This is a genomic window from Rhizorhabdus sp. P4_G5 (genome assembly GCF_056401065.1).
In genome coordinates this window covers 422430-446451 of record NZ_JBFUKB010000003.1, presented here as the reverse complement: position 1 = coordinate 446451, position 24022 = coordinate 422430, and the positions used below count along the sequence as shown (strand labels likewise).

Sequence of the window (24022 nt, the reverse complement as noted above, 5' to 3'; positions counted from 1 at the left end):
ACAACATGGTTGAGATGGCGTAAACTTGGGCGATCATTCGGGGGACATGGCAGAGCGGCGGGCAGGCCGGAGCGCCAGCCATTATGGCTGGTCCGACTTCGCCCCGATCCGCGCTGCGCTCGCGTCGCATTGGCTGCTCGTCATCGGCATGCTCGGCCTGGTGCTGCCGACCATGTACGGCGTTGCCAGCGAGAACTGGTCGACCGAGCAGGGCGCGCACGGCCCCATCGTCCTGGCAACCGGCCTGTGGCTGTTCTGGCGCCGGTGGAGCGAGGTTCGCATGCTCGCCCGACCCGGCGATACCCGCATCGCGCTGGCCGCCTTCCTGCTGCTGGCACCGGTCTATGCAGTCGCGCGCATCATCACCGTCATCGAGGTCGAGGGCTTCATGATGTATGGGTTGCTGCTGGTCGCCGCCTATTGGCTGGTCGGGTTTGCGCCACTCAGGGCGATGTGGTTCCCGATCCTCTATATGCTCTTCATCTTCCCACCGCCCGATACGGTGGTGGCGATGATCACCCAGCCGCTGAAGATCGCGATCTCCCAGGCCGCGATCGACCTGCTCCACGGCTTCGGCTATCCGATCGCCGGATCGGGCGTGACGATCGTCATCGGCCAGTACCAGCTGTTGATCGCCGCCGCCTGCGCCGGGCTCAACTCGCTGATCAGCCTGTCTGCGATCGGGCTGTTCTATGTCTATATCCGCCACAACGCGAACTGGCGCTATGCGCTGCTGCTCATGCTGGCGATCGTGCCGGTGGCGATCCTCGCCAATTTCATCCGCGTGCTCGGCCTGATCCTGATCACCCATTATTTCGGTGACGAGGCGGCGCAGGGCTTCCTTCACACCTTTTCAGGCATCACCATGTTCCTGGTCTCGGTGCTGGGCATCTTCGGGATCGACGCGCTGGCATCGCCGCTGCGCCGCCGCCTTGCCCGAAGCGCCGCCGCATGAGCGGCAAGCTGCCGATCACCCGCCGATCGCTCATCGCCGGCGGCCTTCTCGGCGGCGTGGGGCTGGTCGCCAATTCGCGCCGCCCCGACGTGCCGTTCCGGATGATCGAGGATGCCAAGCTCGACCCGCTTTTTCCGAAGCAGGTCGGCGACTGGTCCTACGAGACCAGCAACGGCCTGGTCCTGCCGCCGGCCGACCAGCTGCGCGACAGACTCTACAATGCCGTGCTGACCCGTTATTATGCATCGCCGACCCAGCTGCCGGTGATGCTGCTCGTCGCCTATAACGGGACGCAGGACGGCATGCTCCAGGTCCACCGCCCCGAAGTCTGCTATCCGGCGTCGGGCTATGAACTGCTGGAGCAGCGGATGATCCCGCTTGATGTCGGCGGCGGCCTTACCGTGCCCGGCCATTATATCGGCGCGCGCAGCGCCAATCGCAGCGAGCAGCTCATCTACTGGACCCGCATCGGCAATGATTTCCCGACGCGCTGGTGGGCGCAGCATTGGGCGGTGGCCAAGGAAAACCTGAAGGGACGCGTGCCCGACGGCGTGCTCGTCCGCATCTCGACCGCTGCTCCCGACGACAAGAGCGCGACGCTGACGCTGATGCGCTTCATCCCGGCGCTGCTTGCCGAATTGTCACCGACCGCGCGGCGGGTGGTTTTCGGCGAGGCGGGCGCGCCATCGCCGGCAGAATCTTCCCGCTAAAGCCTAGTCGCCCGGCTTCTCCAACGGCTTCAGCACGATCTGGATATAGGCCAGCGTCGCCACGATGACCGTGATGCCGATCAGATGATAGATGAAACCTTCGCCGGCGATGGCCTTGTTGCCGAAATAGTTGGCGACGGCGCAACCCACCGCGGCGCCCAGATATTGCAGCATCGAATCTCGAGGTGGTCGTTCGCCGGTCGACCGTTGCATGAAGAGAACGACCAGTCCTGCGAAGATCGCGACCGTGACCCAATCGTAAATTGTCTCCAATTCCACACCCTCCAAGCCAATATGGCGGCATACAGGCTTGTCGCCACGGCTGGCAATCATGTAGCAATGTTGCCGACGTCAATGTGACATGCACGCGTCGGGGGAATTCAGGGTGAAGGTAAGAGCTGCACTTCTCGGCGGCGTCATGGCCGCGAGTCTTCTTGTCTCTGGCTGCCACAAGGAGCCGAAAGGCCAGGTGGTCGCGATCGTCAATGGCGACGAGATCTCGATGCAGGAGCTTAATGCAGAGCTTCAGGGCGTCCGCATTCCGGACGCCGCAGATCGCACCAAGCTGCGCAAGCAAGTGTTGCAACGGCTGATCGATCGCAAGCTGATCGTCCAGAAGGCGCGCGAGCAGGGTCTCGACAAGACTCCCGATTTCGTTGCCCAGCAGCGCCGGCTCGAGGAAAATCTTCTGGTCAGCATGCTCGGCCAGAAGATCGCCGCGACCGTGCCAATGCCCGACGACCGCGACATAACCCAATATGTCGCCGACAACCCTGCACAATTTGGCGGACGCCAGCGCCTGCTGCTCGACCAGATCCAATTTGCTGCGCCCAAAAATGCGAGGAGCCTGATGGCGCTGAAGGACGCGCACAGCCTCGACGACATCGCGGCAGGGCTCCAGAAGCTCGGCCTCGGCTTCGCGCGCGGCAAGGGGGTGATCGACACCGGGCGGCTCGATCCGCAGCTGATCGGCGTCATCAACAAGCTTCCGCCAGGCGAGCCGTTCGTGTTGCCGTCGAACGGGCAATATGTGGCCAGCGTCATCGTCGGCCGCGACAACACGCCGACGCCCACCGCCTCGGCGCGCCTGGCCGCCGCCGAAATGGTCCGCCGCCGTGAACTGGTCGCCGAAAGCAAGGCCCAGGTCGCGCGCGCCCGCACCAGCGCGGAGATCCAGTATCAGCGCGGTTTCGAGCCTGAGAAGGCTGCAGCGGCTAAGTGATTTGACCGCCCCCCCCCCCCCCCGCGCCTTATTGGCGCGAAGCCACGGTCAGCGGATGCTGGCCGCCCGGCGTATGAGGCGCCTGATCAATACGCATTTTCCCAGATCAGCCGCCAGATCGTCTCGAGGATGATCCGCAGGTCGAGCAATAGCGACCAGTTCTCGATGTAGAACATGTCATATTCGACGCGCCGCTTGGCGCGCTCGATGGTATTGATCTCGCCGCGCAGGCCACGGACCTGTGCCAGGCCGGTGATGCCCGGCTTGACCCGGTGGCGAGCCGCATAACCGCGCACCGCTTCGAAATAATAGTCGTCGCCGACCATCATCGTCGTCGCGTGCGGGCGGGGGCCGACGATCGACATCTCACCGGTCAGCACGTTGAATAGCTGGGGCAGCTCGTCGATCGACAGGCGGCGGATGATCCGCCCGAACGGAGTGACCCTCGGATCTTGGCGGGTGGTGCGCTCGGTGCCGCTGACATCCTGGCGATCGACATACATCGAGCGGAATTTGAGCACGCTGATCTTGACGTTGTTGAAACCGAAGCGCTGCTGGCGGAACAGCACCGGACCAGGGCTGGTGAGCTTGATGAGCAATGCCGTCAGCAGCAGGACCGGCGACAGCAGGACCAGGCCGAGCAGCGCGATAACCCGATCCTCGATCGCTTTCAGGATGCGGTTGAAATCGCGCATCGGCCGCTGCCACAACGCGAACAGCGGCAGCGAGCCGATGAAGCGCATGCTATATTGCTGCGACAGATCGAGCGCCTCGCGCGGCATCAGGCAGATATCGACCGACACTTTCTGCAGCGCCTCGGTAATCTGGTCGAGCCGCTCCTGACCGATCATAGGCAGCGCGATGATCACCATGTCGACGTCGCCCTTGGCGATTCGCGCCACCAGCGCTTCCAACCCGCCGAGGAAGGGCACGCTCCACGGGGTCTTGCGCTCGATCCGCTTGGACCGGTCATCGGCGACCCCTACCACGGCGACATAGGGCAACCGCTCGATCTCCAGCAGGCGCAGGACGCGGTCCGAGCTCGCTTCGTCGGCACCATATATCACGATACGCTGCCCGATATGGCCCGCCTGGACCAGATAGAAGACGAGCTTGCGCACGACGAAGCGGCTGACGAACAACAGCACGGCCGTCCCGCCCAGATAGCAGAGCGCGAGCCCCGTCGAAAACAGCCTGGCCTGCCCGAGTTGCCAGATCGTCGCGAACACCAGCAGGGCCGCCAGCAGGAACTCGAACGCCACGGCCTGGTCGCTGTCGCCGCCGCGGCCCATCGGATGGGCATAGCTGTCCCGCGACAGCCTTATGAGGAAGAAATTCACCGCGACGATGACCGCGACGTTGACATGCTGGCCGACGAAATATTGCGGTCCGCGGATCAGCTCGTAGGCGAGTGGCGCCATCAGCGCGCCCAGCGTCAGGCAGATCAGGTCGACGGCCAGGATGATCGTGGCGATCACGTTGGAGGTGAAGCGATATTTGCGCGACTGCGGCTCCGCGACCGCGCCCTGTCCTTCGATGACGTTCAGCATGACCTCACCGTCCTGTCACAATCGGCTGCGGATTACCCGGTGCCCGGGCCTGCCGTTGCTGCGCGGCCCAAGCGGCCGCAAGCCCATGCCGGGTCTTCGCTCCACCGGATATGCGGTCGAGCGCGGCGAATGTCTGTTCTACGCACGCGGCATCGCCCAGGGCGATGCACAGCCGCGCGCGCTCGCTCCAGCCGTCCCGCGAGCGTGGATTATCGTCGGTAAAGCGTTTCGCGACATCGCGCGCGTTCGAGGCTCGTCCAGTTTCGACCAGATAGCGCACATAGGCGGCCAGCATAGCGCTGTCGTCGGGCAACGCGTTCATCGCCTGCGCAAAGGCATTGTCGGCCAGGACCGGCTCCTTGCGGCGGACGTAGATCCGGGCGAGCGCAACCCGTCCTTCGGCGATCCCGGGATTATCGCGAACCAGCAGCTGCGCATAACGCAATGCCTCGGGCAGATCGCCCCGCGCGACCAGCACGCGCACGCGCATCAGCAGCGCACGCGGATTGCCTTCGTCGAAGTCGAGGATGCGGTCGACCAGTGCCGTCGCCTGTGCTCCACGGCCCAGTCCGGCCAGTGCACCGGCATAGAGCACGTCCGCCTCGACATTGGCGGCAGTGATCGCATCCTGATCGACGAACGGCCGCAGCGTTACCTCGGCGTCGGCATAGCGGTTCTGGTCGAGCAGCAGATGCCCGAGCGCGACCTTCATCTGCTCGTCGCCATCCGCCGAGACGAAGCGGCGGACGCGGTCGACATCGACCGCAGCGCTGCCCACGTCGGTCCAGATATCGACGATGCGCTGCTGGAGCGCGGCATCGCCCGGATGGGAGCGCGTGAGACGGGCGAGCATGGCGAGCGCGCGATCGGGGAGTCCCTGTTCGTAGAGAAGCTTCACATATTCGAGCCGGAGGTCGACATCCGCCGGGCGCAGCGTGAACAGCCGGGCATAGGTGCGGGCGGAGTGGCGGAAGTCATCCTGGCCGGCATAGAGATCGAGCAGCACCATCAGCTTGGGCACCGTCTCGCCGTCCTTGGCTATCGAAGCTTCAATCGTGCCGACCGCGGACTCATGGTCGCCGCCGGCGTTCAGCACCCGCGCGAGCAATATGGTGGCGCCTTCGTTTGTGGGGTCGATAACCAGCATCCGGTCGACGATCGCACGCGCCTCGGCCAGGTCATGGCGCGCCGCCGCGATCGAGCCCTTGACGAGCAGCATGCGCAGCGAGCGGGGCTGGAGAGCGAGCCACTGGTCCGCAAACTTCTCCGCATCATCCAGCGATCCGCCGGAATAGGACAGCTCGGCCAGCGCCTGAACCGCGTCGTCATTCTTCGGGTCGAGCTCCACGACGTGGCTATAGGCGCTGTAGGCGTCGAGATATCGCCCGAGCGCGGTCTGCACGCGCGCGAGCTTCGACCAATATTCGGGGACGTCCTCCTGCGCGGCGATCGCCCTGGTGATTTCGACCCGCGCGGCGAAATAATTGTGCGCAGCATAATAGGCGTCGAAGCGCGCGGCAGCCTTCGCAGCCTTTTCCTGCGACTGGCCACAGCCGGCGAGCACAAGCGGCACCAACAGCGCCGCCGCCCAGATGCGTGCCATCCCCCAAGCCATCTCTTGCCAGCCGCCCCTTTCCACTCGATTACAGACCTGTGGGCCGAACCGATCAATAGGGCAAAGCGTAAACAATGAGCCGAAGCGATATCGCAGCGGTGGTGATCGGCCGCAACGAAAGTGCGCGGCTCGAGTCCTGCCTGCGATCGCTGAAGGGGGTTCGCACCGTCTATGTCGATTCCGGATCGAGCGACGGCAGCGCAGACCTTGCACGAGCGGCGGGCGTCGAGCTGATCGAACTCGATGCCGCAGGCGGCTTTTCCGCAGCGCGGGGCCGCAATGCCGGGTTGATGCGCGCGACCGCCGATCCGGCGATCCGCTATATCCAGATGGTCGATGGCGACTGCGTGGTCGATCCCGGCTGGATCGCCACCGGCGCGGCGACGCTCGACGCTGATCCGACACTGGGCGCGGTGTTCGGCCGCCTGCGCGAGATCGATCCGGAAGCGTCTATCTACAGTTGGCTCTGCGATGTTGAATGGACTGTGCCGCCCGGACCCGCGGACATGTTCGGAGGGCTCGTCATGCTGCGCGCGGAGGCGGTTCGCGACGGCGGCGGATATCGGAGCGGGATGATCGCCGGCGAGGAACCGGAGCTCGCCATCCGGTTGCGCGCCGCCGGCTGGCGGATCTTGTCCCTCGCCCAGCCGATGGCCGAGCATGACGCCGGGATCACCCGCTTCGGCCAATGGTGGCGGCGGGCCGTCCGGGGCGGCCATGCCTTCGCGGAACTGGTCCACCTTCACCCCGGCCGCGGCGCGCATGATTTCGCCCGGAGCCGCCGGCGCATCCTGTTCTGGGGCGGAGCGGTGCCGTGCCTGGCGCTGACGGGGCTGGTCGCAGGCATGATGTTCGATCCGCGCTGGATGGCGCTTAGCGCCGCGGCGGCTCTGCTCATCGGTGCGCAGGCTGCCCGAGCCACGATGCGCGATCGGTCGCGCTACGGCGCCAAGCGCGCGTTCCTGCTGGCGCTGTTCCTCGCCATCGGCAAATATGCCGAAATGATCGGGCTCATCCGCTTCCACGTCGACCGCGGACTCAAGCCTCGGCCACGATCGATCGAGCGGGAGGCGCCATGATCGAGATCGTCGCCTGGGCACTGCTGCTCCCGCCGGCCATCGCGACGCTGGTACTGACCGTCGAGTTGATCGCCGCGCAATGGCCCTTGCGTCGTGCGGAAGTCACGATCCGGCCGCGTATCGCCATCATCGTTCCGGCGCATGACGAGGCCGCCGGTATCGGAGTGACGATCGCGACGCTCCGCAACGCCGCGCCGGGAGGTACCCGGCTGATCGTGGTGGCCGACAATTGCAGCGATGCCACCGCCGCGCTGGCGCGCTCCGCCGGTGCGGACGATGTGATCGAGCGCGACGAGCCCGAGCGGCGCGGCAAGGGCTTCGCACTCGCCTTTGCACGCGACCGGCTCGCTGCCGACCCGCCCGATGTCGCGATCGTGGTCGATGCAGACTGCAGCATGTCGGGTGGGGGTATGGCCCGGCTGGCGGCGGCAGCCCAGGCGAGCGGTTGCCCGGTACAGTCCGCCTATATGATGCGGCCCCGGCCCGATCTCGGCACCCTCGTCTGCCTGTCCGGCTTCGCCTTCCTGGTGCGCAACCTTGTCCGACAGCGCGGCCTGGCGCGGCTGGGGGCGCCGGCGCTGCTCACCGGGTCTGGCATGGCTTTCCGCTGGGACGTCTTCGCCAGCGCGCCGCTCGCGACCGCCGACATGGTGGAGGACCTGTCGCTCGGCATCGCACTGGCCCGGGCTGGCCGGCCGCCGCTCTTTCTACCCGATACGGCGACATGGTCGGAGCCGGCACCGCGGCCTGCCACCGTAGCGCAACGCACCCGTTGGGAGCATGGCTTTCTGCACACCGCCCGCCAGGCGGCGCTGCCGCTGCTGGCCGAACGCCAATGGCCGCTCATCTGGCTGGGCCTGCACTTGCTGGTGCCACCGCTCGCGCTGCTGGTCGCTGTCGACGGCGCTACGCTGGTGCTGCTCTTCGCGCTGGCGAGGACCGGGTCGACGGCATTGCCCTTCATCCTGCTGGCGAGCGTGCTGATTGCTGCGATGCTGTTGCTGGGGGTGAGTTGGGCGCGCTTCGGACGTGCGCAGATCTCGGGCGGCAGGCTGCTGCTGATCCCCTTCTATATTCTCTGGAAGATGCCGATCTATCTCGGCGCCCTGATCCGGCCCGAACGCCGCTGGATCCGCACGAAGCGGAATTAGCCGATCAGCGCCAGGCCGGCGCGGATCACTTCCGGCGCGAAGACAAGGCTGACCCCCGCGCCCAAGGCGGCGGCGGCGGCCAGCACGGCGTAGAACAGGCCGTGGGTGGCGGGACGGAACAGGTCCGCCTTCCGCAACAGCGCGATCGTGTAGAGCAGCGCGCCAAGCTCCGCGACGGTCAGCGCCAGCGGCAGGGCGATCGGGCCGAGCGTCTGGAACAGCGCCGCCGTCCACAGACCGAACAGCAGCAGCCGCACCAGATTGGCGCGCAGCATCGGGCTGCTGCGTCCCATCGCTAGGATCGTGCGGATATTGGCGAGGCTGTCGATCTCCAGCGCCACGCGCAGCAACAGCACCGAGAAATAGATCCAGCCATATTCATAGCGATGATCGAACAGGATGCGGAACAGCGTGGGTGCGAAGCCGATACCGAAGCCGAAGCCCGCGAACAGCAGCAGATAGAGCCGCGTGCGCACCGCATAGAACAGGCCCGCCAGCTTTTCCGGCGCCTCCTGCCAGGTGCGCGCGACCAGCGGATAAAAATAGCGCTCGACGTAATTCCGACCAAAGGGCTGGAGCGCCAGCGCCAGATTGGCCGGCAGCATGTAGACGCCGAAGTCGGCCACGCTGAACAGGCGGGCGAACAGGATCTTGTCCGACTGAGTCAGCAACAGGGTGAGCAGCGTCGATGCCATGATCCAGCGTGAGAAGCCGAAGAACTCGCGCGCCAGCCCGACATCCCAGCGCGGTCGCGACCCGCCGCCGATCATCGCGATCGTCAGGATCGGGCGGACGATCGAGCTGACATACAGGCCGATGAGAAGCGCGCGATAATCGGGAAGCACCAGGCTCAGCGCGAGATTGGCGGCGATCTGGGCGGCCAATGTACCAAGTTCGATCGTGCAGGTGGTGCGTACCCTGCCCTCGCGCTGCGCGACCAGCAATGCCATCGGGCATAGCGCGTTGACGAGGAACAGCGGCGCGGTCGCGGCGATCGGCAGAACCAGTTCGGGCTTCCCCAGGAACAGCGCGACCGGCCAGGCGCTGGCCATCATCGCCAGCGACTGGAGCGCGGCCTGCCCCAGCCGGATCGTCCAGATCACGTCGAGCAAGCGCCGGTCGTTGCCCTTTTTGTGGCGGACGACAAACTCGAGAAAGCCGAGATCCGACAGCATCGTCAGCACCACCATCACCGAGGTGATCACCCCGACCACGCCGAACGCATGCGGATTGAGCAGCCGCGTCAGCACGACGTTGCTGCCCAGCCTCAGCAGCAGGGTGGCGGCGGAAAAGGCGAGCAGCATCGCGCCCGCCTCGCTGCGGGCGAGCCGCAGCATGAACGCCTTGGCCTGGCCGGGCAGGGCCGCCACGCCGGTCATCGCAGCACCGGCAAGCGGTCGGCGGCCACGGCCGGGAGATCAGCGACGCCGCGCTCGATCGAAAGCACCGGGCGCGCGGCTTCGCCGAAACGGGGCCGGCGCGTGTCGAACCGCAGCGCGATCAGCATCGCCGTTACCAGGAAGCTGAGCTGCATAGGCGCCACCCAGGCGCCGAGCAGCGCGAGCGCAACGATGGTCGCGGTCTGGATCGCGATCAGCGCCTGGGCGAGCAGCAGCGTTTCGGAATCCGGCTTCGACCGGCGGATGGCACGATAATGGGGGTAGGTGGTCAGCAGGAACAGCAGATAGGGAATCAGCGACACGACGCCGCCCTGGACGATAATGGCAAGATAGGCGTTGACCAGATCGACGATCCCCTGCCCCTGGATGAACGCGTCGAGCAGGCCCATCTCGACCGCCTCGCGATAGCCGAACCAGACACCGCTGCCCAACGCACGCGGTATGCCGGTAAGAATCTCGAGCCGATAGCTCGCCGACAGTTGGGCATCCTCGCCGCCCAGCACTGGCGCGCCGACGACGATCAGCAGGCCCGCCATCGCCACCAGCCCGGCCAACCAATAACGGCCCCGCAATATCTGGAAGGTCATGATGCCGATGCCGAGCGCGACCAGCCCCGAGCGCGACAGCGTCGCCGCCAGCCCCAGCAGGACCAGCCCGCCGAGCGCCAGCAGCGGAAGCGAGCGACCCCGCATCACCAGCAGCGCCCCGGCCCCGATCGCCGAGAGCCCCAGCATCGCGCCGCCGGTGAGCGGATGTGCGAACGGCCCATAGGCCCGTGGTACGCCGCCGCGCTCGAGCCAGACGCGCGGCGCGTCGATCGTCCACAGATCTCGCTTGATGGCCCAGGTGCCGGCATAAAGCGGCCAGTGGCGGGCCGATTCGAACAGGCATAGCAGCCCTGCCGCGGCTGCAGCGAACAGGAGCAACCGCAATACAAGTTCGGGCCGCTCGATGCGGATCCGCGACAGCAGATGATAGCTCAGCAGATAGGGCAGCACGTAGGTCGCGACGTTGCGGGCGATGCCGGTGGGCGTGTTCCGGAGCGAGACGCAGGTGCAATAGATCAGCAGGAAGGCGAGCATGGCGGCGTCGCTCATCATGAAACGGCGGCGCAGATGATGTTCGGGATGGAGCAGGTATCCGACGAGCAATGCGCCCGCGAAGGACATGAAGGGCGTGATCGGGGCGATATAGGCGCCGGCGACCGCCAGCAGCGAACCGGCTGCCGGTGTCCACAGCAGGAAGAACAGATAGGTCGCCGCCATCGGCACGCGCTTGTCGAAACAGCAGATCAGCAGCAGCCCGAAACCGATCTGGGTGGCGAGCATCGGTACGAAGCTGACCGCCAGGCAGACGACCAGCGCGCCGCAGATCATCAGCCGCGCGATATAGCGCTTCTCCCACCCGGCGCGGCTAAGCATCGTCGCGGGCAGCGTGGCAACGCCCAGCAGCCCGATCAGAACGATCGCGTTCTTCCAGAGAAACATCGGCCCCCGATCGCCTGACTAGCCCGCCTTTAATCAAGCTCTACACTGCCAAGGTAAAGAAGGAATGGCTTGATCCGCCTGCCATCTCCCCCCACATGGCGTTCATGCTGATAGAAACCGAACTCACGCCAAATCCGGCGACGCAGAAATTTCTCCCCGGCCGTACAGTCATGACGGCCGGGACGCGCGACTTTGCCGATCCGGAGGAGGCCGCGAGCTCGCCACTGGCGGAGGCGCTGTTCTCGCTCGGCGACGTCACCGGCGTTTTCTTCGGCCAGGACTTCGTATCGGTCACGGCCGCCGAAGGCACCGATTGGCGCGACCTCAAGCCGCAGGTGCTCGGCGTCCTGCTCGATCACTTCTCGTCCGAAGCGCCGCTGTTCCGCGCCGGCAGTGCCGCCGAAATCGCGATCGACGACAGCGACATCGCGGATGATCCCGCCGATGCGGACATCGTCGCGCAGATCAAGGATCTGATCGAGACGCGGGTGCGCCCGGCCGTCGCGAGGGACGGCGGCGACATCATCTACCGCGGCTTCCAGCGCGGCACCGTCTATCTTGCGATGCAGGGCGCCTGCTCGGGCTGCCCCTCGTCGAGCGCTACGCTGAAGCAGGGGATCGAAACCCTGCTCAAGCATTATGTGCCCGAGGTCACCGAAGTCCGCGCCGCCTGAATCCTGTAAGATCGCGCGGACGGATGCCCCGGACACTTGTGATCGACACCGCCACCGCGGCCTGTTCGGTCGCGCTGATGGAAGACGGGGCCGTCATCGCCCAGCAGCATGACGTGGTTGGCCGCGGCCATGCCGAACGGCTGATGCCAATGATCGCGGCGCTGCCGGGCGGCGGCCGCGCCGACGCGATCCTCGTCGATTGCGGGCCGGGCAGCTTCACCGGTGTCAGGGTAGGGCTGGCCGCCGGCCGCGCGCTTGCGCTCGGCTGGCGCATCGGCGTCCATGGCTATTCCTCGATGGCGATCATAGCGGCGGCGGCCGAGTGCGGCGAGACCGCGATCGGCGTGGCGCTGATCGGCGGCCATGGCGAGTTGTTCGTGCAGCGCTATCGCCTTCATCCGACGATAGCCCTGTCCCCGCTCGAGTCGCTAACGCCCCAGGCTGCTGCCGCCTGTTGCTCCGAGGCGCATGTCTTTGGATCCGGCGCGGCGCAGCTCGTAGCCGCGCGCGGGACCGGTACCGCGCACGATCGCCTGCCCTGCGCAGCCGATGCCCTGTTGCTGCCCGACGTCCTGACAGGGCTGGCGCCGACGCCGATCTACGGCCGCGCCGCGGATGCGAAACCTGCCGCATGACCGAGCTGAGCATAGAGGAAGTCGGGATCGACCAGCTCGACGTCGTCATGGAGGTCATGAACGAGGCGTTCGATCGGGACTATGGCGAGGCCTGGAACGAGCCGCAGACCGTGTCGATGATGGCTCTCCCAGGCGTCTGGCTGTCGCTTGCGCGTGTCGGAGACAGAGCAGCGGGTTTCGCGCTGAACCGGATCATCGCCGACGAGGCCGAGCTGTTGCTGCTGGCGGTTTCCCCGCATAGTCGCCGCCAGGGTGTGGGAATGGCGCTGATCGAACGCTCGCGCCAATTGGCCCGGTACCGTAATGGAATCCGGCTTCATCTCGAAGTGCGGCATAATAATCCTGCCATCACACTGTATAACAAGGCTGGCTTCGATCTCGTAGGCCGAAGGCCCAGCTATTATAAAGGAGTCGATGGCGCGCTTCACGACGCTTTGACACTGTCTTGTAGACTTTGACCGCATTGATCCTTCTGTTATTGGAAAATGATCGTTGCATTTCCATCCGGATTGGCGCAGAGCCCGCCGATCGCGGCCACGCCGACAGTTCTTCGACTTAATCTATTTAAATCAATCCATAAAGGCCAATAACATGACGGACAATTCCGACCTCACCGAGACTCTGATTGCTTTGACCGCGGACATCGTGTCGGCGCATGTCAGCAACAATAGTGTCGCCGTTTCGGACCTGCCGTTGCTGATCCAGAATGTACACAATGCTTTGTCGTCGCTCGGTGACGAGTTGGTCGAGCCAGAGGTAAAGCAGGAGCCCGCGGTATCGGTCCGCGCCTCGATCAAGCCCGACTACATCGTGTGCCTTGAGGATGGCAAGAAGCTGAAGATGCTCAAGCGTCACCTGATGACCCATTATCAGATGACCCCGGAGCAATATCGGACAAAGTGGAATCTTCCCGCCGATTACCCGATGGTCGCGCCGAACTATGCAGAGCAGCGCCGCTCGCTCGCCAAGAAGATCGGCCTCGGCACCAAGCGCCGCACCCGCTGATCCGAATATGGGGGCGGAGAAATTCGCCCCCAATATTTCTGCCCCTTGTGTTTTCAAGGGCACGTCCGATCTTGTGCTCGCGGATGCGATACGGCTAACGAGGTGGTTATGTCCGGCAAGATCGACATCGAACAACTCTGCGCCGAAAAAGGCCTCCGCATAACGGAGCAGCGCCGAGTCATAGCGCGCGTGCTGTCCGATGCCGAAGACCATCCCGACGTCGAGCTGCTCCATCACCGCGCGGCGGCGATAGACCCCGGCATCTCGATCGCAACGGTTTATCGGACGGTGCGACTGTTCGAAGAAGCCGGCATCCTGGAACGCCATGATTTCGGCGATGGCCGTGCCCGCTACGAAGCGGCGCCAGATACGCATCACGATCATCTGATCAATGTCGAAACCGGCGAAGTGATCGAGTTCGTCGATCGCGAGCTCGAAGAGTTGCAGCGCCGGATCGCCGAGAGACTGGGCTTCCGCCTCGTCGATCACCGGCTCGAACTCTACGGCGTCCTGGCCAGCCGCTCGAAATAGATTCTGTGGCGCGATATCGGAGCATAGCGCGCCTCACCCTGGCTATCTGCGTGCTGCTGTTCTGCCTGGCAGGCTACGCACTCACCTGGCCGCTGCGGCGGTCGATCGGGTGGCCACGCTTCTTTCTGCAATGGTTCGGCGAGGCGCTCGGCCTCGACGTCAGGATCGAAGGCGTGCCGTCGACCCGGGACGTGCTCTATGTCGCCAATCACGTCAGTTGGGTCGACATATTGGCGATAGGCGGCGCGACATCCACTTTCTTCATATCCAAGGATGATGTTGAAGGCTGGCCGCTGGTCGGGATGCTCGCCCGCATCGGCGGGACCATCTTCATCCAGCGCGAGAGCCGTCGGGCTGCGCGCGGGCAGGTCGATCAGCTCGGACAGGCCCTGCTCGGCCACGTCCCGATCACGCTTTTTCCCGAAGGGACGACGGGCGACGGCGCAACACTGTTTCCCTTCCGCCCCGCGCTGTTCGCCTCGGTCGCGCCGCCACCGCCCGGCATCACCGTTCAGCCGGTTGCGATCGATTATGGTAGCGCGGCTACCGACATCGCCTGGACCGGCGACGAGGATCTCGGCCCCAACGCGAAGAAGGTCCTCGCTCGCCCCGGCCCGCTTCGCTGCATCATCAAGTTCCTGCCGCCGCTCGCCGCATCCGACGATCGCAAGCTCCTGGCGGTCCAGGCGCAGGCAGCGATCGAGGCAGCCCTGGGCCTTTCACCGGATGTGAGGGCATAGGCGCGAACGCTTTTCGTTTGTCGCCGCTTCGCCTATAGGCGCGAACGCTTTTCGTTTGTCGCCGCTTCGCCTATAGGCGCGGCGATGTCGCGTCCCGCCCCCAAGAGCTTCCACGTCAAATCGTTCGGCTGCCAGATGAACGCCTATGACGGCACGCGCATGGCCGAGCTTCTCGAAGCCCAGGGCATGCAGGCCGCCGACAGCGCCGAACAGGCCGAGCTGATCGTGCTCAATACCTGCCACATCCGCGAAAAGGCGGCCGAGAAAGTCTATTCGGATATCGGCCGGATCATCAAGCGGTCCCGGGGGCGGCAACAGCCGATGATAGCGGTCGCCGGCTGCGTCGCCCAGGCCGAAGGCGCCGAGATCCCGCGCCGCGCGCCTGCGGTCGATATCGTCGTCGGCCCGCAGGCCTATCATAACCTGCCCCAGCTGGTAGCCGACGCCGCGCAGGGCAAGCGTGCGCTCGATACCGACATGCCGGCCGCCTCGAAGTTCGACGCGCTGCCCGGCCGCCGCCGCCCCGGGCCCAGCGCCTTCCTGACGGTCCAGGAAGGCTGCGATAAATTCTGCACCTATTGCGTGGTGCCCTATACGCGCGGTGCGGAAATCTCGCGGCCATGGGGGGCAATCGTCGACGAGGCCAAGGCGCTCGTCGATGCCGGCGCGCGCGAGATCACCCTGCTCGGCCAGAATGTGAACGCCTGGAGCGGCGAGGACGAGCGCGGACGAGCGCAGGGACTCGACGGCCTGATCCGCGAGCTTGACGCGCTGCCCGGCCTCGCCCGCATCCGCTACACCACCAGCCATCCCAACGACATGAGCGATCGCCTGATCGCCGCGCATGGCGATGTCGCCAAGCTCATGCCGTTCCTCCATTTGCCGGTGCAGGCCGGATCGGACCGCATCCTCAAGGCGATGAACCGCAGCCACGACGTCGCCAGCTATCTGAAGCTGATCGAACGGGTCCGCGCGGTACGCCCCGACATCGCCATATCCGGCGACTTCATCGTCGGGTTCCCCGGCGAGACCGAAGCCGATTTCGCCGCCACACTCGACATCGTCGGCGCGGTCAACCACGCTCTGGCCTTCAGCTTCAAATATAGCCCGCGGCCCGGCACGCCCGCCGCTACGATGGCCGACCAGGTCGACGCCGAGGTGATGGACGAGCGGCTGCAGCGCCTACAGGCGCTGCTCAACGAGCAGCAGCATGGCTTCAACCTCGCCACCGTCGGCAAGCGCTGCGAGGTGCTGATCGAGCGCGACGGCAAGCGCCCCGGCCAGCGGATCGGCAAGTCGCCATGGCTCCAGTCGGTGATTGTCGAGGACGGCCCCGCGATCGGCGAACTGATGACGGTGGACATTGTCGCCGCGGGGCCGAACAGCATGACGGGCTTGGTGGTCACCTCGCCAACGCTCATGGCACCCGCACCATCGACGACGCCTCGATCATCAGCGATTTCCTCCATCAACGGTGGATAAGTGCAACGCGCTACCGCTTTTCCCCTTCGCACGGGTCGAAATGCGCGTAGGATCGTTGTGAGCCGGAAGACACCCGTCCTCGGGTTCCCAAGGAAAGGAAGCTGCCGCACCTTATGTCGCGCAAGCCAGTTCCCGCGCAGGCCGGAGATCGCGCCCGGCTAGAGATCATGTTCGACAAACCCCAGCTGCTCGGCCGCCTGTTCGGCGAATTCGACCAGAACCTGGTAGCGATAGAGAACCGGCTAGGGGTCTATATCGCGGCACGCGGCAACAAGCTGCAGATCGAAGGTGAGGCGGAGGCCGCAGGCCGTGCGCGCGAGGTGCTCACCGGCCTTTATAACCGCATCGTCCAGGGCCAGGATCTCGACAGCGGCGCCGTCGAAGCGGTGATCGCGATGTCGGCCGAACCGACACTCGACGGCATCATCCGCAGCGACGTTTCCGATCTTCCCAAGGTGATGATCCGCACCCGCAAGAAGACGATCGTGCCGCGCTCGGCCACCCAGATCAGATATATGGAGGCGCTCAACCGCTCCGACATCATCTTCGCGCTCGGGCCGGCGGGCACGGGCAAGACCTATCTCGCCGTCGCACAGGCCGTGCAGCAGCTGATCCAGGGCACGGTCGACCGGCTGATCCTGTCGCGGCCCGCTGTCGAGGCAGGCGAGCGGCTGGGCTTCCTGCCCGGCGACATGAAGGAGAAGGTCGATCCCTATCTCCGTCCGCTCTACGACGCGCTTTACGACATGCTGCCGACCGAGCAGGTCGAACGGCGAATCGCCTCGGGCGAGATCGAGATCGCACCGATCGCCTTCATGCGCGGCCGCACGCTGGGCGACGCTTTCGTCATCCTCGACGAGGCGCAGAACACCACGCCTGCGCAGATGAAGATGTTCCTCACCCGCTTCGGCCAGAACAGCCGGATGGTCGTCTGCGGCGATCCGCGGCAGATCGATCTTCCCGATATCGGCAAGTCGGGCCTGGCCGATGCGGTGGCCAAGCTGGAGGGTATCGAAGGCATCGCGACTGTCCGCTTCGGCGCCGCCGATGTCGTCCGTCATCCGATCGTCGGCCGTATCGTCGAAGCCTATGAAGGACCGGACGACGCGTGATCGAGGTTGCAGTTCAGGGTGAACCCGCCTGGGATGACGGCACGGATTGGGAAACCCTCGCCACCGAGGCGGTGATGGCCGCGCTCGGCACGACGCCCCATGCCGAGATCCTGACCGCGTCCTACACCGCCGAAGTCTCGATCCGGCTGACCGACGACGACGAGGTCCAGGCGCTCAACCGCCAGTATCGGCACAAGGACAAGCCGACCAATGTGCTCAGCTTCCCGATGGTGCAGGACGACCTGCTCGAGACGCTCGCCAATGGCGACGATGGCGAAGTGCTGCTCGGCGACATCATCCTGGCCCGCGGCGTCTGCGAGCGCGAGGCCGGAGAGAAAGGCGTCGCGACGGCCGAGCACGCCACCCACCTGATCGTCCACGGCACGCTCCACCTGCTCGGCTACGACCATATCGCCGACGACGAGGCGGAGGCGATGGAGGACCTGGAACGCGCCGCGCTCGCAAGCCTGGGCATCGACGATCCCTATGTGGTGACAGAGGAGTGAAGCGCGGCAGGCCGCTGATCTTGCTGGCCGCCCTCTTCATGCTGCTCGTTCCGGCCATCGCCTCAGCGGACTCGAACGACGAACTGACCGAAGCGGTTCGGTTGATCCCCGGCACGCCGAATATTGCGACGATGATATTGCGGCAATCGATATCTCAGGCCTGTCCTTCGTGCTCAAAGGCGGCGATATGAGCTGCGGCTATTAGCGCGGCCCCTGGTAAAACCGTCGTCTTCCTGTTGCCATCGAGAGGGCGAAGTCCCACCCGCAAACTTCCCATTGCCCCCCGCCCCTCATTTCGGATAGCGAATCACCGCATGAGAACGGCACACTAGAAAGACGATGCCCGACGACAGCAGTAGCAGCGCCGCGGATAGCGGCGGACGATGGTGGCGCGGGCTGCGCTCGCTGTTCGCGCGCGAGCATGAGCCCAGTCTGCGCGACCAGATCGAAGAGGTCATCGAGGAGCATGACAGCGAAGGCGATCAGGGAGACGACCTCTCCTCCGCCGAACGGGAAATGCTTCGCAACATCCTCCACTTCGGCGAACGTAATGTCGGCGACATAGGCGTACCGCGAGGCGACATCATCGCCGTGCCCGAGACGATCGGCTTCGACGAACTCGTCGCGCGCTTCGCCGAGGCCGAGCATAGCCGGCTGCCGGTCTACAACGAGGATCTCGATCATGTCACCGGCATGGTCCATGTGAAGGACGTATTCCGCATCATCGCCACCGGCGCGGCGCGGCCGGCGACGATCGAGGGGCTGATCCGCCAGCCGCGCTACGTGCCTTCGTCGATGCGGATCATCGACCTGCTGGCGGAGATGCGCGAGACGCGCACCCACCTCGCCATCGTGCTCAACGAATATAGCGGCACCGACGGGCTGGTGACGATCGAGGATCTGGTCGAGGAGATCGTCGGCGACATCGAGGACGAGCATGACGAGGAGGAGGAAGACCTGCTCGTGGCGCTCGGCGACTCGATCTGGTCCGCCGATGCCCGCGCCGAACTCGAGGACGTCGCCCGGCTGATCGATCCGCGGCTCGCCGATATCGAGGACGATGTCGAGACGCTGGGCGGACTCGCCTCGGCGCTGGCCGGCCAGGTTCCGCACATCGGCCAGATCGTCGAGCATCCGAGCGGCTGGCGGCTGGAAATCTCCGACGCCGACGAACGCCGAGTCAAGCGGCTGCTGCTTCACCCGCCAGTGTCGCGGGAGCAGACCGAGCAATGATATGCTGGTACAAGACAGGCTCAGCCCGATCCTACGCCCCTTCGCTGGCATGACGTGCTAAGGCGCTATCATTACCGAGCGCACGCCCCGGAGACGCCCCTGATGTCGACCAAGAAGAAGCTGCTCATCGCCATTCCGGTCTTGATCGTGCTGGCGGTGGTCGTCGCGATCTATGTGCTTGCCACGCGGGAACGTGCGACGGTCGATTTCGCGGAGACGGTTGGTCCTGGGCCCAAGATCATCGCTCCGAACGACACGCTGATTCCAACGCTGCACGTGGCCAAGGCAGTCGGCTGGAAGCCCGGTGAGACGCCGACCGCCGCGGCAGGGCTTGCGGTGAAGGCCTTCGCCGAGGGGCTCGACCATCCCCGCTGGCTTTATGTGCTGCCCAATGGCGACATTCTGGTCAGCGAGAGCAACTCGCCACCCCGCGACGAAAAAAATGGCGGCGACGGGATCGACGGCTTCGTCATGAAGAAGATGATGGAACGCGCCGGCGCAGCTGCGCCCTCGCCCAATCGCATCATCCTGCTGCGCGACGCTGATGGCGACGGCAGGGCCGAACTAAAGACGGTGCTGATCTCGGGCCTCAATTCGCCCAGCGGCATGGCCTGGGCCAATGGCCAGCTCTATATCGGCAACACCGACGCGCTCGTCCGGGTGCCTTTCACACCGGGCCAGACCAGGATCGACGCGAAGCCGGTGGTGATCGCCAAGCTGCCCGGCGGCTTCAATCATTGGGCGCGCAACCTGCTGCTCGCCAAGGATGGCAAGTCGATCTTCGTTGCGGTCGGATCCGCGTCGAACATTGCCGAAAACGGCCTGGACCGTGAAGCGAAGCGGGCGGCGATCTGGCAGATCGAGCTGCCCTCCGGTCGTGAACGCATCTATGCCTATGGCCTGCGCAATCCGAACGGCCTCGCCTTCGAGCCCACCACCGGCGACCTCTGGACGACCGTCAACGAGCGCGACATGATCGGTTCGGACATCGTCCCCGACTATCTCACCGAAGTGCAGTTCGGCGGCTTCTACGGCTGGCCCTGGTATTATTGGGGCGGTGTCGTCGACAAGCGGGTGCCGGAGCCGGATGAGGATCTGCAATCCTATGTCATCCGCCCCGACTATTCGCTCGGTCCGCATGTCGCGGCGCTGGGCCTTACCTTCGCCGAGGGTGCGATCCTGGGGCCGAAATACGCCCACGGCGCATTCATTGCACAGCATGGATCGTGGAACCGGCGGCCCTTTTCGGGCTACGATGTGGTGTTCGTGCCCTTTGCCCAGGGCAAGCCGATGGGCAAGCCGGTCGAGATCCTGAGCGGCTTCCTGTCCAGGAACGAGCAGGCGCGCGGCCGGCCGGTGGCGGTCGCGATCGGCAAGCGCGGCGGCCTGCTGGTCAGCGACGATGTCGGCGGCAAGATCTGGCGCGTGACGGGGAACGGGCAGTAAGCTTGGCCGCCTCGACCTTGATCGGATAAGGCCGAATCAGCCTGATCCGTGAATCGAGGTCCAAACCATCGACAGAGCATGATTCACGTTTCCGGCGAGAGCGCCACGCGCTTCCACCTCAAACGATCATGGTCTAGCCGGTTGGTTCAGATCATCTGGCCGAGCTTGGACGGTGCGGGAAAGGGGCTGCCCTTGCCCTCGCTGCTCGTCGGCGCCGGCACCTCCAGGCGATGCCAGCCGCCAGCCGACAGCCGCTCGAGTGGCTGGAAGCGGGTCTTGTACTGCATGCGGGGCGACCCCTCGACCCAATAGCCGAGATAGACATAGGCCAGGCCGGCCTCGGCCGCACGGCGGATATGGTCGAGGATGATGAAGGTGCCGAGGCCGGGCCGTGCGACATCCTCAGTCTCGAAGAAACTGTAGACCATCGACACGCCATCCGACTGGCTGTCGGTCAGGCACGCGCCGATCAGCTTGCCTGGCCGGCCGTCCACCGAAGGCTCGCGATATTCGATGATGTGAGTCTTCACCGGGGTCTGCTCGACCATGTCGGCGAAATCGAGCTCGTCCATCTGCGCCATGCCGCCGCCCGGGTGGCGCGACTTGAGGTAGCGGCGCAGCAGCGCGAACTGCTCCTCGGTCGTCCACGGCTTGCAGACATTGACCTCGATATCCGCGTGGCGGCGCAGCAGCTTGCGCTGGCTGGCGTTCGGCTTGAACTCGGCTGATACGACCCGCACCGACACGCAGGCCTGGCAATCGGCGCATGTCGGGCGATAGGCCACGCCCTGGCTGCGGCGGAAACCGATCCGGCCGAGCGCGTCGTTGAGCTCTCCGGCGTTGGGGCCGGACAATTCGGTAAAGACCTTCCGCTCGGTACGGCCCGGAAGATACGGGCACGGACCGGGCGTCGTCACGAAGAAGCGCGGAAAGCGAAACTGCGCCGTCATCCGAAAGCCTGCCCCATAAACAAGAGGTCGCTCATCGACCTATATTAATTATGCCTACGCACGAACCTCATGAAAAGAGCATTAACCTTGATTCTTTTGTATGCCCTCAAACGCCGGGCGGCCACATTCGTGGCCTTGGCTTCGCGCCCATAAGGCGCGGCGGCCGTTCGGCCTTGCGGGACACTGGCGCGTCCCGATGCCGGGCTTCGCGCCGCGCAAAACGGGTTCGAAGAGACAAGCGCATACAGCGCGTCCGACCCCGGACTTGATCCGGGGGGAGGAAGCCAAGCAGCACGGATATGCTGCGCCCGGCGTCTGAGGGCCAACAACTACGCCGCTTCGATGGTTTCGACCTCGTAGCCCTCGTGGCGAAGCGCCTTGAGTAGGCGCTCGAGATGCGCCGCGTCGCGGGTCTCGCATTCGATTTCGGCGATCAGGCCCTTGGCCGGCAGGGTCGTGAATACGCGCTGGTGATAGACCTCGACGATGTTCACCTGCTGCTCGTTGAACACGCGCGCGACATGGTACAGCGCGCCGGCGCGATCCCGGAGCCGGATGCTGAGTCGCGCGAGGCGGCCCGAGCGGGCCAGATCGCGCAACAGGACGTTGGCGAGCAGGCGGGTGTCGATATTGCCGCCGCACAGGATGATGCCGATATTCTTGCCGCGGAACGCCTTGCCATGTGCCAGCAGCGCGGCAAGCCCGGCCGCTCCCGCCCCCTCGACCACCGTCTTTTCGATCTGCAGCAGCATCGACACCGCGGTTTCGAGATCGCGCTCGGTCACCAGCACGATATCGTCCACCAGCGCTCGCACGATTTCGGAGGTTATCGCCCCGGGCTGCTTGACGGCGATGCCCTCGGCCAGGGTATCACCGTCGCAGGGCAGCATCAGCCCCTTCATCTTGGCGTACATCGACGGATAGAGTTCGGCCTGGACGCCGATCACCTGCATCGGTCGAGCCGCCGCGCGGGCCACGACCGCCGATCCGGAGATCAGTCCGCCACCACCGATCGGCACCACCAACATGTCCAGCTCGGGCGCGTCCTCGATCATTTCGAGCGCAACCGTGCCCTGCCCGGCGATCACGTCGACATCGTCGAACGGATGGACGAAGGTCAGCCCCTCCCGCGCTTCGAGTTCGCGCGCCGCGGCATAGGCATCGTCATACCCCTCGCCGGTCAGGATCACGCGCGCGCCATGGCCTTCGGTCTGCTGCACCTTCACGGTCGGCGTCGACTTGGGCATCACGATGGTGACCGGAATGCCCAGTCGCTTGCCATGATAGGCGAGGCCCTGCGCGTGATTGCCCGCCGAGGCGGCGATCACGCCGCGGGCGCGCTGCTCCTCCGACAGCTGGCACAGCTTGTTGAGCGCGCCGCGCTCCTTGTAGGCGGCCGTGAACTGGAGATTCTCGAACTTCAGCCAGACATTGGCGCCGATGATCTCGCTGAGCGTGCGGCTCTTCAGGATCGGGGTACGCACGATCGAGGGAGCGATCCGCGCATGCGCTGCGCGAACGTCGTCGATGGTCACGGGGACGCCCTCGGCGCCGGTCTGCTTGTGCACGCTTGCCATAGTGGCCGCGCCATAGCCGATTAGGCAGCAGAGTCCTAGCGCACCCGGAAAATCCATCTTATGCGGGGCCCATGGCAAAAGTGACATTCCTGGGACTGGGCGCGATGGGTGCGCCGATCGCTCGACATCTCGCCGCCGCCGGCCATGACGTCACCGTGTACAATCGCACCCGGCAGAAGGCCGAGGCGTGGGTGGAGAAACATGGCGGCCGCTGGGCGCCTACCCCCGCCTCCGCGGCCGAAGACGCCGATGCCGTGCTGTCCTGTGTCGGCGCCGACGGCGACCTGGAGGCCGTGACCCTGCGCAGCGATGGCTGCTTCCGCGCCATGAAGAAAGGCGCCCTCTTTATCGATCACACCACGGCCTCGGCCAAGATCGCCCGCCAGCTCGCGGTGGAAGGCCGCGATCGCGGGCTGCTCGTCGTCGATGCGCCAGTGTCGGGCGGTCAGTCGGGTGCCGAAGCGGGCGCCCTTGCAATCATGTGCGGCGGGTCGGACAAGGCGATGGCCGCGGCGGCTCCGCTGATGGAGGCCTATTCGTCGCGGATCGTACATGTCGGCGGGCCGGGCGCCGGCCAGACCACCAAGATGGTGAACCAGATCTGCATCGTCGGTGCGATGCAGAGCGCCGCCGAAGCGCTGCGCTTCGCCCAGAATGCCGATCTCGATCTCGACAAGGTGTTCGAGGCGGTGTCGGGCGGCGCCGGCGCGAGCTGGTACATGGTCAACCGCTGGAAGACGATGGCTGAGGACAGCTTCGACTTCGGTTTCGCGGTCGACTGGATGCGCAAGGATCTCAGCATCGCGATCGAGGAAGCCCGCGCCAATGGCGCCGCCCTCCCCTTCACCGCGCTCGCAGACCAGTTTTATGCCGATGCCCAGGCACTCGGCTGCGGGCGGCAGGATATCTCGTCGGTGGTCAAGCGATTGCCGAAGATATGAGCCTGTCGTTCCGTCGGCATG

The 24022-nt window shown here is 65.3% G+C and carries 23 protein-coding genes and 1 pseudogene; 17 read left to right on the top strand and 7 right to left on the bottom strand.

Translation table 11 applies throughout. The annotated features are described in order from the left end of the window. The first annotated feature begins 46 nt into the window (after window positions 1–46). On the top strand, window positions 47–955 hold the full coding sequence (gene xrtV / locus AC1DQK_RS06475) for an exosortase V (RefSeq protein ID WP_477868582.1): 909 nt from the start codon (window positions 47–49) through the stop codon (window positions 953–955). Then, entirely contained in the window at window positions 952–1665 is a 714-nt protein-coding gene (epsI, locus tag AC1DQK_RS06470; RefSeq protein WP_477868580.1) for an exosortase-associated protein EpsI, V-type, read from the top strand. Before xrtV ends, epsI begins: the two co-directional genes overlap by 4 nt. A 3-nt stretch (window positions 1666–1668) precedes the next feature. Here the strand turns inward: epsI and AC1DQK_RS06465 are convergent, their stop codons facing one another. Continuing rightward, the gene (locus AC1DQK_RS06465; protein WP_477868578.1) at window positions 1669–1998 is read right to left on the bottom strand and encodes an XrtV sorting system accessory protein; all 330 of its coding nucleotides are present in this window, start codon (window positions 1996–1998) and stop codon (window positions 1669–1671) included. 85 nt (window positions 1999–2083) lie between these two features. Here AC1DQK_RS06465 and AC1DQK_RS06460 point away from each other — a divergent pair, with 85 nt between their 5' ends. Then, window positions 2084–2887, top strand: coding sequence for a SurA N-terminal domain-containing protein (locus AC1DQK_RS06460; RefSeq protein WP_477868576.1), 804 nt, complete (start codon window positions 2084–2086; stop codon window positions 2885–2887). Between the two features lie 86 nt (window positions 2888–2973). Here AC1DQK_RS06460 and AC1DQK_RS06455 read toward each other — a convergent pair whose 3' ends face one another. Continuing rightward, entirely contained in the window at window positions 2974–4437 is a 1464-nt protein-coding gene (locus tag AC1DQK_RS06455; RefSeq protein ID WP_477868574.1) for an undecaprenyl-phosphate glucose phosphotransferase, read from the bottom strand. Between the two features lie 4 nt (window positions 4438–4441). Further along, window positions 4442–6040 (bottom strand): tetratricopeptide repeat protein, encoded by a 1599-nt coding sequence (locus AC1DQK_RS06450; protein WP_477868572.1) that lies wholly within the window; start codon window positions 6038–6040, stop codon window positions 4442–4444. A gap of 86 nt (window positions 6041–6126) precedes the next feature. Between AC1DQK_RS06450 and AC1DQK_RS06445 the strand changes: the two genes are divergently transcribed. Both AC1DQK_RS06445 and AC1DQK_RS06440 read left to right on the top strand, forming a co-directional pair. Further along, window positions 6127–7131 carry a glycosyltransferase family 2 protein gene (locus AC1DQK_RS06445; protein WP_477868570.1) on the top strand — a complete coding sequence of 335 codons (1005 nt, stop codon included), beginning with the start codon at window positions 6127–6129 and terminating at the stop codon, window positions 7129–7131. Further along, window positions 7128–8282 carry a glycosyltransferase family 2 protein gene (locus AC1DQK_RS06440; protein ID WP_477868568.1) on the top strand — a complete coding sequence of 385 codons (1155 nt, stop codon included), beginning with the start codon at window positions 7128–7130 and terminating at the stop codon, window positions 8280–8282. Before AC1DQK_RS06445 ends, AC1DQK_RS06440 begins: the two co-directional genes overlap by 4 nt. On the opposite strand, the gene AC1DQK_RS06435 is transcribed toward AC1DQK_RS06440, so the two are convergent. Next, the gene (locus AC1DQK_RS06435) at window positions 8279–9661 is read right to left on the bottom strand and encodes an oligosaccharide flippase family protein (RefSeq protein ID WP_477868566.1); all 1383 of its coding nucleotides are present in this window, start codon (window positions 9659–9661) and stop codon (window positions 8279–8281) included. The two genes, AC1DQK_RS06440 and AC1DQK_RS06435, sit on opposite strands and share 4 nt — an antisense overlap. Next, window positions 9658–11169 (bottom strand): hypothetical protein, encoded by a 1512-nt coding sequence (locus AC1DQK_RS06430; RefSeq protein ID WP_477868564.1) that lies wholly within the window; start codon window positions 11167–11169, stop codon window positions 9658–9660. Before AC1DQK_RS06430 ends, AC1DQK_RS06435 begins: the two co-directional genes overlap by 4 nt. A gap of 104 nt (window positions 11170–11273) precedes the next feature. Here AC1DQK_RS06430 and AC1DQK_RS06425 point away from each other — a divergent pair, with 104 nt between their 5' ends. The 11 genes and pseudogenes from AC1DQK_RS06425 (at window position 11274) to AC1DQK_RS06375 (ending at window position 20533) form a co-directional block, all read left to right on the top strand. Beyond that, entirely contained in the window at window positions 11274–11843 is a 570-nt protein-coding gene (locus tag AC1DQK_RS06425; RefSeq protein ID WP_477868562.1) for a NifU family protein, read from the top strand. 23 nt (window positions 11844–11866) lie between these two features. Continuing rightward, window positions 11867–12478 carry a tRNA (adenosine(37)-N6)-threonylcarbamoyltransferase complex dimerization subunit type 1 TsaB gene (gene tsaB / locus AC1DQK_RS06420; RefSeq protein ID WP_477868560.1) on the top strand — a complete coding sequence of 204 codons (612 nt, stop codon included), beginning with the start codon at window positions 11867–11869 and terminating at the stop codon, window positions 12476–12478. Further along, window positions 12475–12936, top strand: coding sequence for a GNAT family N-acetyltransferase (locus AC1DQK_RS06415; RefSeq protein WP_477868558.1), 462 nt, complete (start codon window positions 12475–12477; stop codon window positions 12934–12936). The genes tsaB and AC1DQK_RS06415 overlap by 4 nt, the downstream gene beginning before the upstream one ends. 133 nt (window positions 12937–13069) lie before the next feature. After that, entirely contained in the window at window positions 13070–13483 is a 414-nt protein-coding gene (locus AC1DQK_RS06410; RefSeq protein WP_477868556.1) for a Ros/MucR family transcriptional regulator, read from the top strand. A gap of 108 nt (window positions 13484–13591) precedes the next feature. Beyond that, window positions 13592–14014: a Fur family transcriptional regulator gene (locus AC1DQK_RS06405; protein ID WP_477868554.1), complete on the top strand. Its 423-nt coding sequence runs from the start codon at window positions 13592–13594 to the stop codon at window positions 14012–14014. Window positions 14015–14019: 5 nt separating this feature from the next. Then, window positions 14020–14754, top strand: a complete 735-nt coding sequence (locus AC1DQK_RS06400) for a lysophospholipid acyltransferase family protein (protein ID WP_477868552.1) — start codon at window positions 14020–14022, stop codon at window positions 14752–14754. Between the two features lie 72 nt (window positions 14755–14826). Further along, window positions 14827–16158 (top strand): annotated as a pseudogene (gene miaB / locus AC1DQK_RS06395) (tRNA (N6-isopentenyl adenosine(37)-C2)-methylthiotransferase MiaB); the annotation flags it as partial. 191 nt (window positions 16159–16349) lie between these two features. Further along, window positions 16350–17348, top strand: a complete 999-nt coding sequence (locus AC1DQK_RS06390) for a PhoH family protein (protein ID WP_477868550.1) — start codon at window positions 16350–16352, stop codon at window positions 17346–17348. Further along, a complete protein-coding gene (gene ybeY, locus AC1DQK_RS06385; protein ID WP_477868548.1) occupies window positions 17345–17854 on the top strand; it encodes an rRNA maturation RNase YbeY in 510 nt (169 codons plus the stop codon). Before AC1DQK_RS06390 ends, ybeY begins: the two co-directional genes overlap by 4 nt. A gap of 339 nt (window positions 17855–18193) precedes the next feature. Next, complete coding sequence (locus AC1DQK_RS06380; RefSeq protein WP_477868546.1) at window positions 18194–19087, top strand: hemolysin family protein; 894 nt, start codon at window positions 18194–18196, stop codon at window positions 19085–19087. Window positions 19088–19189: 102 nt separating this feature from the next. Then, window positions 19190–20533, top strand: a complete 1344-nt coding sequence (locus AC1DQK_RS06375; RefSeq protein ID WP_477868544.1) for a PQQ-dependent sugar dehydrogenase — start codon at window positions 19190–19192, stop codon at window positions 20531–20533. 146 nt (window positions 20534–20679) lie between these two features. Here AC1DQK_RS06375 and AC1DQK_RS06370 read toward each other — a convergent pair whose 3' ends face one another. Together AC1DQK_RS06370 and AC1DQK_RS06365 are read right to left on the bottom strand one after the other, a co-directional pair. After that, entirely contained in the window at window positions 20680–21483 is an 804-nt protein-coding gene (locus tag AC1DQK_RS06370) for an arginyltransferase (protein ID WP_477868542.1), read from the bottom strand. Window positions 21484–21812: 329 nt separating this feature from the next. Then, complete coding sequence (locus AC1DQK_RS06365; RefSeq protein ID WP_477868540.1) at window positions 21813–23060, bottom strand: threonine ammonia-lyase; 1248 nt, start codon at window positions 23058–23060, stop codon at window positions 21813–21815. A 71-nt stretch (window positions 23061–23131) separates the two neighbouring features. Between AC1DQK_RS06365 and AC1DQK_RS06360 the strand changes: the two genes are divergently transcribed. Next, window positions 23132–24001, top strand: coding sequence for an NAD(P)-dependent oxidoreductase (locus AC1DQK_RS06360; protein ID WP_477868538.1), 870 nt, complete (start codon window positions 23132–23134; stop codon window positions 23999–24001). The last annotated feature ends 21 nt before the right edge of the window (window positions 24002–24022 follow it).